The sequence below is a fragment of the Serratia sp. AR11 genome (genome assembly GCF_056376275.1).
This window is the reverse complement of the sequence record NZ_CM150739.1, coordinates 1456018-1468963: the sequence shown is the minus strand read 5'-3', so window position 1 is coordinate 1468963 and position 12946 is coordinate 1456018. Positions and strand designations below refer to the sequence as shown.

Below are 12946 nucleotides of genomic sequence, written 5' to 3'. Positions count from 1 at the left end.
GCAGAGCGGGTTATTCGGTTTCGTTCTTCGCCAAACGGGCATCTTTCTGACGGCGGTAATCACGGGCCGCCGCAGGGATCGGCGTCACCTTACCGGTTTCGATCCAGGTGCGCAGGCGGTTGGCATCGGCGAAATGGGTGTACTTGCCAAAGGCGTCCAGCACCACCAGCGAGACCGAACGGCTACCGATCATGGTACGCATCGCCAGGCAGTGTCCCGCTTCGTTGGTAAAGCCGGTCTTGGTCAACTGGATATTCCATTTCTGGTTATATACCAGATGGTTGGTGTTGCGGAACGGCAGCGTGTAGTTCGGATCCTTAAAACTCGCCATGCGTTCGGTAGTGGTGCTGAGCTGGCCAATCAGCGGATATTGCTTGGTGGCAATCAACAGCTTGGTCAGGTCGCGTGCGGTCGAAACGTTATGAATCGACAGCCCGGTCGGCTCCACGTAACGCGTGTTGGTCATCCCCAGCGATTTGGCTTTGGCATTCATCGCTTTGATAAAGGCGCCGTAACCGCCCGGATAATGATGCGCCAGACTGGCGGCCGCACGGTTTTCCGACGACATCAATGCCAATAGCAGCATATCTTTACGGCTGATTTCACTGTTCAGACGAACGCGCGAGTAGATCCCTTTCATCTCCGGTGTCTGATGTATGTCCACCGACAACATTTCATCCAGCGGCAGATGGGCGTCCAGCGTGACCATCGCGGTCATCAGCTTGGTGATCGAAGCGATCGGCACCACTTCATCCGGGTTACGCGCATACATCACCTTGTGGGTCTGCATATCCACCACCATGGCACTGCCGGAAGCCAGTTCAGGCTCGGTGGCACGGGTGACCGCGTTATTTTCGCTGGCTAGCGCGCGCGGCGCGATGCCTGCTCCTGCCTGCAAAGCGAGCAGGGTTAGTACCAAAACACGTATTTTCACATGCATTACTCTGTGACGAAGAAGATGAAGGTCTTATTTGGCCGAATTATATGTGAGGGATCTGAAGTTGGCACTGGGATTGTGCAAGCCGATTTGTGACAAATTCTGTCGAACAGAAAATTGCGCAAACCGCGAGCGCTCTGGGATAAGCGCCCGCGAGAGAAAAGTTACAGCGCCGGCTGCCAGGCCGACTGCGGCAACAGATATAAACCGGGCTGCTGCCGGGCACCATCACCGACAATATGGCCAATGCCCGCCGCCATCACCGCCAGCGTCACGTCAAAGGCATTCAGGCTGTCACCGTAGCCCGCCGTCAGGTTGAACATCGAGCCGTTGGCCAGTAAATACAGGGTTTTATCTTCCAGTTGGTAGGCGTTTACAAACGGCATAGGCTCGCTGTGCGGCAGGTTTTGCAGGAAGCCAACGTCAATTTCCGCCGTCACATGACCCACATTGAGAATGAACACCCCGTCCTTCGCCTGCTGCAGATGCCGCGCCGACAGCACGTTTTTTGCCCCGGTGGCGGTAGCAATCACATCGGCCTGGCTCACCGCACTGGCAAGACTGACCACTGCCCAGCCGTCATAGCGTGCCTGCAGCGCCCGCGCCGGATCGATTTCCGCCACGATCACCTGCCCGCCGTAGGCTTTCGCCGCCGCCGCGACGCCCTGCCCAACCAAACCATAACCGATCACCAGCACGCATTTTTCATGCAGCGTCAAATGGGTGGTCTGGAAGAAAGTGTGCCAGGCGGTCAGGCCGACCATATGGCGGTTATGCAGCCCTTCTTTTACCGGCAGGTCATCCCAGTTGAAGATCGGATAGCGCGGCGCCATGCCGTTTAACCTACTGATGCCGGAACCGGTGGCCTCCAGCCCGGCGATAATTTGCGGGCCATCGACTGACTGATGCAGGCGGGTGGTCAAATCCGCCCCCATTTCGCACAGGTGGGTCGGCCCCCAGGCCAATGCGCGGTCGAACGATGCCGACCAGTCGGCGTCGCTCATGTCACGCCAGGCGTGAGCCTGTGCTCCGCGGCGCTCCAGCCAGGCCACCACGTCATCCTGCACCGTGGTCGGGTTGCAGGTGGTCAGATAAATCGCCGCGCCCTTGTCCAGCAGGCCAGCCACCAGCGGTGCCATTTTCAAATCCAGATGCATATTGCACGCCAGCCGTACGCCGCTTAAATCCGGCAACGCCGCTACCGCTGCCCGGGTGCGTGGCATATGGCGCATCGCCCAGTCCAGTTCGCTCTCAAAATCCTGATACATCTGTTGCTCCTCTACGGCTGCGTCGCGCCGACAGGGCGCGGCTGACTGACAGAGAGTATACTGACCCTTATGTATTAAAGACATAGGGGATCAGGATGGCGGATTTGGCCCACTACATTACGGATTACGGCTACTGGGCGCTGTTTATCGGCTGCCTGGCCGAAGGCGAAACCATCACTCTGCTGGGGGGGATTGCGGCGCACCAGGGGTTACTGCATCTGCCCTGGGTGATTGCGGTGGTGGCATTGGGGGGCACATTAGGGGATCAGATCCTGTATTTCCTCGGTCGGCGCTTCGGCGGAAAGGTGATTTCACGCATGAAGAGCCAGGAAAAGCGCATTGAACGCGCCAGGAAGCTGATTGCCCGCCACCCGATGCTGTTCGTGATTGGCGTGCGGTTTATGTATGGTTTTCGCATAATTGGCCCGGTGTTAATCGGTGCCAGCAAACTGCCGCCGTCGCGCTTTGTCCCGTTGAATATTCTGGGCGCCATCCTGTGGGCAACAATCTTTGTGTTGCTGGGTTATTTCGGCGGTGAAGCGATCGCCAGGTTTATCTTGGGCTTCGACAAACGGCTGACCAGCGTGCTGTTCTGCGCACTGGTGATCGCCGTTATCTTGCTGCTGCGATTTTGGTGGCGTCGCCGCCATGCCGACTAGGATTATCGGTTTAACATCAATTTCAGGCCGAGCAAGGCCAGCACTCCGCCGCCCAACCGATCAAACCAGGCTTTAAACCGCAGATAGGTGCGGCGCGGGCGCGGTGACGACAGCACAAAGGCCACAAAGGCGTACCACAGCACATCGATAGTCAGCGCGATCAGCGGTAACACAAGGTACATCACCGGTGAGATTTTGTGGCTGAGCAACGCGGCAAACACGCTGCCGAACACAATGGCAGTGTTGGGGTTGCCCAGTTGAGTCAACAGGCCGGTGGTAAACGCCTTGCGAAAGCCCAGATGCTGCTCTCCGACCGCTTCCACATTCAGCGGCTGAGTGGCCCCGCGCAGCATTTTGCAAGCCAGATAGACAAGATAAGCGCCTCCCAGCACTTTTAACGTGGTGTAAAGCCACGGCAGCGCCAGCAGCAAAGATTGCAGCCCCAACAGGGCAATGAGCGCAAAGATAAAGCAGCCGACGCCCATACCCAACGCAACCGCCATACCGTCGCGACGCGAAGAGGCCACCGCGGTACGCGCAACCAGAATAAAGCTTTGCCCTGGACTCATTGCCCCCAGCGTAATCGCCCCGCTAATGCTCAGTACCGATAATGCCGTCTCGCTTAACATGCTAGCTGCCCCCATAGTGATCCCATCACTCAAAGTAGCTCAGCGAAGAAAATAAAAGCAATGCAATAGCGGGGATTATTCCGTTTGCGGCCTGTCCCGCATTAACGCCACCAGTTCATGGGCGGCCTTCTCCAGCGGCCTGTTTTTCAGCCAGATCAGGTGCATCGGCAGGCGCAGTTCGTTTTTGGTGTTTTTGAATTTCAACCTGACCAGCCGTTGCTGCGCCAACAAGGGCGCGGTCAACGACAGCGGGAAATTCCCCCAGCCCAAACCGGCCTCCACCATGCTCAGCGCCATCGGCAGGCTGTCGGTACGCCAGTAGGATTCCGCCACCTGCGGCCGCAAATCGGTAATCGGCAAATCGCGGCTGGCCACCATAATCTGCCGTACGTTAACCAGATCTTCGAGAAACAGCTCGTCTGCCGCCCCGTTCAGCGCCGGGTGCGAAGGTGAGAGCGTAGCAACCAGTGATTCAGCGCCGACAAAGTGGAACTGCTCCTGGCTGTTGATATTGAGCCCGCCGAACGCCAGAGCAACGCCAATCCTGCCCTGATGCAGCATATGCAACACGTCGTCCTGCGGGGCGGTCAGCACTTCGATATTCAGCAACGGGTAGCGTTCCGCCAGCGTTTTGACCGCAGCCAACAGGCCGCTGCTGTTGATGTCCGAGGCGACACCGACCGACAGAGTGCTTTCCAGCCCCTGGGATAATTCGATGGCGTGGTTCTGTAGTTGTTTTAGTTGATCGGCGATCAGCCGCGCATGCGGCGCCAGTGCCAACGCCAGCGGGGTGGGCAACGGTTCCCGGTGTGAGCGATCAAACAACTGAAACCCCAGTTCCGCCTCCATGTTGGCGATCCCCATGCTGACCGCCGAAGGGACACGCCGCAGCGAGCGGGCAGCAGCGGAAAACGACCCGCGATCCAGTACCGCCAGAAACAGCTCAATGTTATCGCTGGAAAAGTTCATTGCATCACCTGTCAGCAAAACTGACAGCTCCTGACTTTTTCTATCAATATGATTGACGGTATCTTACTCGTCAGACGGCAAAAGGTCACCCGACCACCAAGCCAAAAATCAGTCAGGAGATGAGTAATGCAAGGCGTTAAACGCAAACTGGTGTATGTCACCGCCTATGAAATTATCGGTATGGCGATCTCCGCACTCGGGCTGGCATTGCTTTCCGGCACCGCCCCCAGCAGTACCGGGCCGTTGGCGGTGATCATCACCACCATCGCAGTCAGCTGGAACTTCATCTATAACTCACTGTTTGAGCTGTGGGAAAGCCGCCAGGCAACGCGTGGCCGTACGCTCAAGCGTCGTATTTTGCATGCCATAGGCTTTCAACTGACGCTGGTGATGTACCTGATCCCGCTGATCGCCTGGTGGATGGGAATTACGCTGTGGCAGGCGCTGCTGCTGGATATGGCGCTGATCGTCATTATCCCGTGCTACACCTTTGTGTTTAACTGGGCGTTCGACAAAATATTCGGTTTGCCTGCGTCGGCCCTGCCGGTCGGGGAATCAGCCTAAAATCGCCCCCTTCCCATGATGTTCCTCGCCTGTGGCAATATCGCCGCAGGCGAAGTGAAGTTTATTACCCCCACCTTTTTTCTCATCGCGAATAAATAAGCAAAATCCCCTGTAGTTTGCACGGTAATTATTATTCTGTGATTTTCATCACCTTTTATTACTCGTTATTTCCGTCTTGATAAAAACAATCATCTTATTGAATAATATGTTCTTTTGTATATGGAACAAAAAATAAACACACTTGTTCACGATTTATACGCAGGATTTTTTGCCACATTTCCAGAGAAAAGGTAGCATGCCTCGCCGTTATTTAACGGCAGCTGTTCATATAATATACGCTATGAATTTCATTGCTGAAGATCGAAACACGACGGGTATAAACAACAGAATGATGCCATGACCTCATTCTCATCACGGTTGGTAGTAGCAATCGTTTGCTCCGAAGCTGGAGCAGGATAATTTTACAGACGGGTAAAACAGGACGAACGATGCAATCACAAAAAAAATCGGCGCATGAGCAACATGCAGCCAGAAGACGATGGTTAGACTCCCACGAATCCGGTTATCACAAAAGTATGGGCAACCGGCAGATTCAAATGATCGCCATCGGCGGTTCAATAGGTACCGGCCTGTTCCTCGGCACCGGCGGCCGGCTGGAACTGGCGGGGCCAGCGCTGGCGCTGGTGTATCTGGTCTGCGGTATCTTCTCTTTCTTCATTCTGCGGGCATTGGGCGAACTGGTTTTACACCGCCCTACCAGCGGCAGCTTTGTTTCTTACGCCCGCGAGTTCCTCGGTGAAAAAGCCTCTTACGTCGCCGGCTGGATGTATTTCCTCAACTGGGCGATGACCGGTATCGTCGACATCACGGCAGTAGCGCTGTATATGCACTATTGGGGTACCTTTGCCGATGTGCCGCAGTGGTTGTTTGCCCTCTGCGCCCTCGGGGTGGTCGCCACCATGAACATGATCGGCGTGAAGTGGTTCGCCGAAATGGAGTTCTGGTTCGCCCTGATCAAAGTGGTCGCCATCGCGCTGTTCCTGGTGGTCGGCGTGGTGTTACTCGGCACCGGCACCCCGGTGGCGGGCAACACCACCGGCCTGCACCTGATTACCGAAAACGGCGGCATGTTCCCGCATGGTCTGCTGCCTGCGTTGGTGCTGGTACAAGGGGTGATCTTCGCCTTTGCCGGGATTGAGCTGATCGGCACCGCCGCCGGCGAGTGCAAGGATCCGGCCAAAATGCTGCCGAAGGCTATCAACAGCGTTATTTGGCGCATCGGCCTGTTCTACGTTGGCTCGGTGGTGCTGCTGGTGTTGCTGCTGCCGTGGAACGCCTACCAGGCGGGCCAAAGCCCGTTCGTCACCTTCTTCAGCAAGCTGGGCGTGCCCTATATCGGCACCATCATGAACATCGTGGTGTTAACTGCCGCGCTCTCCAGCCTGAACTCGGGCCTGTACTCCACCGGCCGTATTCTGCGTTCGCTGTCGATGGGTGGCTCGGCGCCGAAATTTATGGCCAAAATGAGCGGCCAGCAGGTGCCTTACGCCGGGATCCTGGTGACCTGCGGTATCTACGTGATCGGGGTGGTATTGAACTATCTGGTGCCTTCACAGGTGTTTGAAATAGTGCTGAACATCGCTTCGCTGGGCATTATCAGCTCCTGGGCATTTATCATCGTCTGCCAGATGCGTCTGCGTAAGGCGGTGCGTGAAGGCCGTGCCAAGCCGGTTACCTTCAAGATGCCTGGCGCACCGGTCACCTCCTGGCTGACGTTGGCGTTCCTGCTGGCGGTGGTGGTCATGATGGCGTTTGACTACCCGAACGGCACCTGGACCATCGCAACCATTCCTGTGCTGGTCGTGCTGCTGGTGCTGGGCTGGTTTGGCCTGCGCAAGCGCGCGCAGGAAGTGAAACTAGAACAGCAGGCGCACGAAGAAGCCCATCACTGAGTTTTTAAACTGCCCCAACCGGGGTAATGCTTGTAAGTTAAGGTGATATGGTTCCCTCTCCTTTGGGAGAGGGTTAGGGTGAGGGGATACATACCAACGCGAAAGCCCCTCACCCCGGCCCTCTCCCTCGGGAGAGGGGGTCGCCCACTTAAACAACGTCGTACATTCTTATTCAGAACTTTGCTTAACTGATCGGCATTCCCCCAACCGGGGCAGTTTTATTCTCCTTACACCCGGCCGTAAAAGGTCATTCTGGCGCTTTCCGACAGCGCGATATCCGGTTGTGCATTATAAGCCAGCACCACCAGCATGCGGGTGATGTCACCTTCGGTCGGCGTGACCCGATGCATGGCGTTGCGGCCACGGAACAGCACCAAATCCCCCTCTTCCATCGCCAACGGCTTCACCGCTCGTTCACCGTCCAGCACCTGAGAAACCCCGGCGTAATTCATCTCGCCGCGGTCGGCATCGCGCAGGTTTTCCACATATTCAAAGCGTCCACCGGCCTGCGGTTTTTGGATCAACAGCGTGATGGCGAACGACGAGTTGTCGAAATGCCAACCCAGTTCCTGCCCGCGATGGGCATAGTGCAGATTGATCGACGACAGGCGATCGGCGTAGGGATACAGACACTGTTCTTCCAGCACCGCGCAGAGAAAATCGCGGAACGGCTGCGCATCATACAGTGTGCGCAGCGGTGATTGCTGTGGGATCTCCTCATCGGTAATGCAGCCCTTGGACGAGACCACCAGCCGGTTGCGTGCATGATCGGCCGGCAGCGTTTCATCCTGCGGCCTGAGGTAGACGTTATGCTTGCTGGCGGCATAAAACGCCGCATGGCTGTGCTCCGCCCCTTCCAGACGGATAGTCGCCAGCGCCGCCGCCGTCAGAAAGCCCGGCAGCACCAGCGCGCCCGCCGTATCCAGCGTAGCTTTGCATTGCGCCCGAAAGACAGGATCACCAATCGGGTTGGCGGTTAAATCAACGATATGAGCAAGTGGCTGCATCAGAGACTCCTTAGGCATAGCGGCCGGATAACCCACTGTAGCGAATGCCGGATTGCCGTAATAACAAAAATACGTTAAGGATGAGCTAACCATTTCTTAGCGATAAGCGCCATGAGCCCAACTTCCCGTCCCCGGCTGCCCAAACTGAACGCCATTCTGGCGTTTGAAACCGCCGCCCGCACCGGCAGCCTGGCCAAAGCGGCAGACCACCTGGCATTGACCGCCGCCGCCGTCAGCCAACAGATCCGCCAGCTTGAGCAGCAGCTGGGTATTGTGCTGTTTATCCGCGCTAAAAGCGGCGTGACGCTGACCGAGCAGGGAGCGGACTACCTGGCCTACGTACAACAGGCCTTCGAAACGTTGCGCGTGGCACAACAGCATGTCGATCGCCAGCGGGGCAAGGAAACGCTGACGGTATTCGCCTTGCCAGCATTGGCGTCAAAATGGCTGAATCCGGCGATCGGCGATTGGCTGGCCCGGCATCCACAGGTGGATATCCGCCTGCACGCCACCCATGCCGAAGTCGATTTCGCCGGGTCAGCGGCGGACTTTGCCCTGTGTTTTGGCGATCAGGACTACCCGCTGTTGGAAAAAGTGCGGCTGTTTCAGGACTGTGTGCAGCCGGTTTGCAGCCCGCAATTGCAGGCCGGCGGCGACTGGACCCAACGGCCGCTGATCCATGTAGATTGGGGCAAGGAAAGTCAGTTCCTGCCAGGCTGGCATGACTGGTTCAGCGCCGCCGGGTTGCCGCCGCCACAGCGGCGTGGCCTGACCTATAACCTGACCTCACTGGCGATTGACGCCGCGGTCGAGGGCCACGGCATTTTGCTCGGCCAGCAGCGGTTGATCCAGCGCGAACTGGCCAGGGGGACGCTGGTGCCGCTGGCAGAACCGGCACTGCCGCTCAGCAAGCCCTACTACCTGGTTTATCCGCAACGCACGCTGGACAAACCCAAAGCGGCGGAGTTTCTCAGATGGTTGCAAAGCATTGCGCCAGTGGACAGTGACCGCTAAAGGCTGCAGCAGCCACTACCCGGCTTTGGACATCATCTCGCCCAGCAGCAGGTTGGTCGCACGCGGCAGGTAAACCTCGTTGCCCGCGCCGGGGGTCAGCGTCAGTTCACCAATGTAGATTTGCTCGCGGGTGAGATAGAAGTCGACGCGGCAATAGTCCAAATCTGCCGCAACGGCTTTCGCCACCCGGATCATTTCATCCCAGAACGCCGGTTTTTCATACAGAGTATTGACCTGCGGGATATCCGCCTGGGTAAAGAAACAGTGATGCGCATGCTCGTCCAAAAACTCCAGTGAAGTCGGCTCAGGCCCGCCACGTAACAGCTCTACGAATAAATAAGCGTGCTGGCCGTTAAAAACATGCACCTTGTAGTCAATCAATTCACCTGCCGTTTCTATATCCAATAGCTGTTCGACGATAATTTTCTGCGGGATATTGTCGTAGTGTTTTTCTCGAAACCTTTTCCAATAGGTTATTTCAGACCATTCATTAAGAATCTTCGCAATATCGGAGAAAGTAACTTCGTTTTTATCTTTGACTATCTTGACCTGTTGCGATGCATTATTGGTTTTGATAACAAACGATTGAGGCAATGAAAGGTAATCTTTTTCGGTGAAATTATCGCTAATCATAATGATGGGGGTTAGGTACTTTTCCGATACCCGCTGTGAAATATAGTCTCTGACTGCCACCTTGTCCGCTAACATACTGAAATCATGGCATGGATAGCGCATGCGCCGATAAATTTTCTCTGAAAATGTCTTGGGGGATTTGAAGTTAATCCAGGCGCCATGGGCAAGATAGTGGCTGACTTGATAATAGATAAAATCGGGCGCGGCCCGATAGAGTCGTTTTGCGAGTTTTCTCATTCTTCTCTTTCTTCCATGAATCTAGCATAGGGATAAATGCTGCTGACATTCCGATTATTGCATCTTAATTATAAAACCCTGTGGGTCATTCCTTACAGAGGGTAAGGAAATAATCGGATGATTCCTATTATAAGATGCGACAGGGAAAGTCCCCATGAAATTAAAATTCATAGATATCAATATCGTGAGAAATGCGTTTTGGATGATATCCGAAAAAATGGTGTCTATCCTTGGCGTCATTTTTATCACCGCCTATATGGCGAGATATATCGGCCCGGAAAGCTTTGGCAAAATCACCTTTGCCACCGCGATTTTCGCCATTACTCAAACACTGGCGCTGCTGGGCTCTGATACCGTGCTGTTCAAGCGGATTAGCCGCAACCCAGCCTCGGGAACGGCATTGATGTTTTCCACCAACCGGCTGCGTCAGGGCTGCTTTGTGCTGTTCTCTGCGGCAATATTGATTTACACCGGGCTACGGGAAGATTTCATTACCTTCTACTTTTGCGCCGCCACCTTTGTCGCCAGCTTCTTCTCACTCAGGGACGTTTTCACCATCTATCATGATGCCCGGCTGGAATCGCGCTTCAATACGCTGGCCAACGTCAGCGGGCTGGGCAGTGCGCTGCTGGTGCGTTATCTGATCGTTTATTTTGACCTGCACCTGTATTACCTGGCGATCCCTATCGTGATGGTTTATTTGATCCCCTACCTGATCCGCCACCATATCTATCACCGCCGTAATCCGCGCTTTGCCGCACCAGGGCGCGTTCGCCGCAAATACGTGCGCTATCTGCTCGCCAGCGGCCTGCCCCTGGCGGTCTCCAATGTCTCCATCGCCATCTACACCCGGCTGGCACAGTTGTTTCTGATGTGGTTCGTCTCCGCCGAAGCGCTGGGAATTTACTCCGTTGCCATTACGCTGGCCACCGCCTGGATGTTTGTCACCGATGCGGTGATCACCTCGTTTTTCGCTAAAATATTCGCTTATCAACGTGATGACGCCATGCGCACCGCCGCCAAACTCAATGGGCTGGTGCTGGCGATTGCCGCCGCGATCGTCGCCGGCATCTTTTTGCTCGGCAAACCGGTGATTGTGCTGCTGTACGGCGAGCAGTATTTAGCGGCTTACCCGGCGATGGGGGTGTTGGCGGTTGCCACCCTGCTTTCCGCCCTGGGCACCCTGGCCTACAAATACATTGTGATTTTCTCCGGCTACGGCTTCTTGTCGAAGAAGATGTTCCTGGTATTTATCATCAATATTCCGCTGTCATACTGCCTGATCCGCCAATACGGCATGATGGGCGCGGCCTACAGCACCCTGCTGACCGAATTGTTGTCGCTGACCCTCCTCAACTACTTCTTCCGCCGTGGCACCGTATTGCAGATGCACCTGCGCTCGCTCAATCCTTTGACCTATATCCGGCGACCGGTTAGTCGCATCAACGGCTAGCTCTCCAGCTCGACCACCCTTACGTACAGGGCCGCAAGTAGCGACAGGTCAATCAACATGGCAAAAGCGTAGGGAAAACCCGTTATTCCGCTAAAACTCGATTGGATCAGCAGGACAGCCGCAACCGCGAGGATACTCCCTGCAATCAGCAGCGCGCGTCGGCGCAATCCATGGCCGTCGTTGTGGGTGCCTCGACGTATCGCGGCGCTGTAAACCATCCCCTGACCCAAACCGCAAATAGCCATTGCAGAAAACAGCTGCAGGTCATTTGGCAGACCATGCAATACCAGGATCAGCAGCAAGGTGCCGACGGCACTGATGACAAACCCATGGCGTACCAGGCTGAGGCGACTTTTGCTCTGGAACACTTTCAGCTGCATTAAAAATACGGCCAAAACAAAGGCAATACTCAAGCAGGCCAGCAAAGCGATCAGCAGCAGCGGGTTCTCCAGCGCATAGAGTTTCAGTAACAGTGCAACTTGCGCTACCAGCCCACTGACTAAAAGAATACCGGCATTGGTTTGCGCCTGCTGTTGCGCAGACGCGGCAAAAGGGACGGATAAAGGAGACGTGCTCATAATGATCCTCACTATATAAAAGCGGCGATAGAAAATTTATTTCATCCTTACAAGGAGGTATGTTGAGCCTATCGCATATATAATCAGGCAATCAAAGTCAGAGTTTTCACCCATGGATGAAAATAACTCATCATGCAATCTTCCCGTTTACCGCCGCTGGGTGCACTACGCGCCTTCCATGCGGTTGCCGATTGCCTTAGCTTCAAGCAGGCTGCCGGGCAACTGAATGTCAGCGCCACCGCTGTCAGCCATCAAATCCGTTTGATTGAATCCATGTTGGAATGCCGCGTGTTCGAACGCAACGCGCAGGGGGTGAAACTGACCGAGGCCGGACACTTGCTGTATACGGGCACGCAATCCGCTTTTACCGCCCTGGAAGAGTCGGTAAAAAAAATTGATCAGGCCAGACAACCTCCGGCGCTGACCATCACCACCACCTCGAACTTTTTGACCAATTGGCTGGTGCTACGCCTTGAAAGCTTTAAGGCGCAATTTCCCGAGATTGATTTACACCTGCATACCAGCGTGCAAAGCGTCGACTTAACGCAGCGTACCGTCGACGTAGCCATACGTTATCGTGAAACCGCTGAAATAGGCCTTCACAGTACCTTGCTGTATGAGGATCGGTTTATCGTGGTTGCCAGCCCGGCACTGGCCTTGAATACCCTGAGCGACCTGCACCGCACGACGCTGTTTCACGTCGAGAACAGGCATGTTCCTGCCGAAAGTCCTGACTGGAAACACTGGCAGCAAGGTTACGGGCCGGAGAACCTGAATATTGCCAGAGGCCTGTATTTCAGCGATGAAACCCATGCGTTGCAGGCCGCCGTGGCAGGGCAAGGGGTGGTTATTGCCAGTAAGTTGCTGGCAGAGGATTTAATAAAACGCAAAATGCTGGTGGCACCGTTCGATCTGTCTTTACCCGGCGCGAATTATTATCTGGTGACGCTGGAGGACACTGCCGATCGCCCCGACGTCGTGTCATTACGCAATTGGATGCAGAAAAATATGCACCCCGGCCCGCTGGAGTGAGGACTTATTGACTG

General features: G+C 55.4%; 13 protein-coding genes. 6 read left to right on the top strand and 7 right to left on the bottom strand.

Features of this window, described 5'->3' with window-relative positions:
- Positions 1-10 precede the first annotated feature (10 nt).
- Both pbpG and ACSOSI_RS07010 read right to left on the bottom strand, forming a co-directional pair.
- Entirely contained in the window at positions 11-940 is a 930-nt protein-coding gene (gene pbpG, locus ACSOSI_RS07015; protein ID WP_476706758.1) for a D-alanyl-D-alanine endopeptidase, read from the bottom strand.
- Between the two features lie 161 nt (positions 941-1101).
- Entirely contained in the window at positions 1102-2205 is a 1104-nt protein-coding gene (locus ACSOSI_RS07010) for an adenosylhomocysteinase (RefSeq protein ID WP_012005785.1), read from the bottom strand.
- A gap of 95 nt (positions 2206-2300) precedes the next feature.
- Between ACSOSI_RS07010 and ACSOSI_RS07005 the strand changes: the two genes are divergently transcribed.
- Positions 2301-2864 (top strand): DedA family protein, encoded by a 564-nt coding sequence (locus ACSOSI_RS07005; protein WP_476706757.1) that lies wholly within the window; start codon positions 2301-2303, stop codon positions 2862-2864.
- 2 nt (positions 2865-2866) lie between these two features.
- Here ACSOSI_RS07005 and ACSOSI_RS07000 read toward each other — a convergent pair whose 3' ends face one another.
- Positions 2867-3493, bottom strand: a complete 627-nt coding sequence (locus ACSOSI_RS07000; protein ID WP_259187862.1) for a LysE family translocator — start codon at positions 3491-3493, stop codon at positions 2867-2869.
- Between the two features lie 75 nt (positions 3494-3568).
- Entirely contained in the window at positions 3569-4462 is an 894-nt protein-coding gene (locus ACSOSI_RS06995; protein WP_261413168.1) for a LysR family transcriptional regulator, read from the bottom strand.
- Between the two features lie 126 nt (positions 4463-4588).
- On the opposite strand from ACSOSI_RS06995, the gene ACSOSI_RS06990 reads away from it, so the two are divergent.
- Both ACSOSI_RS06990 and ansP read left to right on the top strand, forming a co-directional pair.
- A complete protein-coding gene (locus tag ACSOSI_RS06990; RefSeq protein ID WP_012005782.1) occupies positions 4589-5026 on the top strand; it encodes a PACE efflux transporter in 438 nt (145 codons plus the stop codon).
- 488 nt (positions 5027-5514) lie between these two features.
- A complete protein-coding gene (ansP, locus tag ACSOSI_RS06985) occupies positions 5515-6978 on the top strand; it encodes an L-asparagine permease (RefSeq protein ID WP_115183013.1) in 1464 nt (487 codons plus the stop codon).
- Positions 6979-7205: 227 nt separating this feature from the next.
- Here ansP and ACSOSI_RS06980 read toward each other — a convergent pair whose 3' ends face one another.
- Positions 7206-7985 carry a HalD/BesD family halogenase gene (locus tag ACSOSI_RS06980; RefSeq protein WP_476706756.1) on the bottom strand — a complete coding sequence of 260 codons (780 nt, stop codon included), beginning with the start codon at positions 7983-7985 and terminating at the stop codon, positions 7206-7208.
- Between the two features lie 111 nt (positions 7986-8096).
- Between ACSOSI_RS06980 and ACSOSI_RS06975 the strand changes: the two genes are divergently transcribed.
- On the top strand, positions 8097-8999 hold the full coding sequence (locus tag ACSOSI_RS06975; protein WP_218215676.1) for a LysR substrate-binding domain-containing protein: 903 nt from the start codon (positions 8097-8099) through the stop codon (positions 8997-8999).
- A gap of 15 nt (positions 9000-9014) precedes the next feature.
- Here the strand turns inward: ACSOSI_RS06975 and ACSOSI_RS06970 are convergent, their stop codons facing one another.
- Positions 9015-9869, bottom strand: coding sequence for an ATP-grasp fold amidoligase family protein (locus tag ACSOSI_RS06970; protein WP_476706755.1), 855 nt, complete (start codon positions 9867-9869; stop codon positions 9015-9017).
- Between the two features lie 154 nt (positions 9870-10023).
- Between ACSOSI_RS06970 and ACSOSI_RS06965 the strand changes: the two genes are divergently transcribed.
- Positions 10024-11322 carry an oligosaccharide flippase family protein gene (locus ACSOSI_RS06965; protein WP_476706754.1) on the top strand — a complete coding sequence of 433 codons (1299 nt, stop codon included), beginning with the start codon at positions 10024-10026 and terminating at the stop codon, positions 11320-11322.
- Here the strand turns inward: ACSOSI_RS06965 and ACSOSI_RS06960 are convergent.
- On the bottom strand, positions 11319-11900 hold the full coding sequence (locus ACSOSI_RS06960; RefSeq protein WP_115183015.1) for a hypothetical protein: 582 nt from the start codon (positions 11898-11900) through the stop codon (positions 11319-11321). The genes ACSOSI_RS06965 and ACSOSI_RS06960 overlap by 4 nt on opposite strands.
- A 132-nt stretch (positions 11901-12032) precedes the next feature.
- Between ACSOSI_RS06960 and ACSOSI_RS06955 the strand changes: the two genes are divergently transcribed.
- Positions 12033-12932 (top strand): LysR substrate-binding domain-containing protein, encoded by a 900-nt coding sequence (locus ACSOSI_RS06955; RefSeq protein WP_476706753.1) that lies wholly within the window; start codon positions 12033-12035, stop codon positions 12930-12932.
- Positions 12933-12946 lie beyond the last annotated feature (14 nt).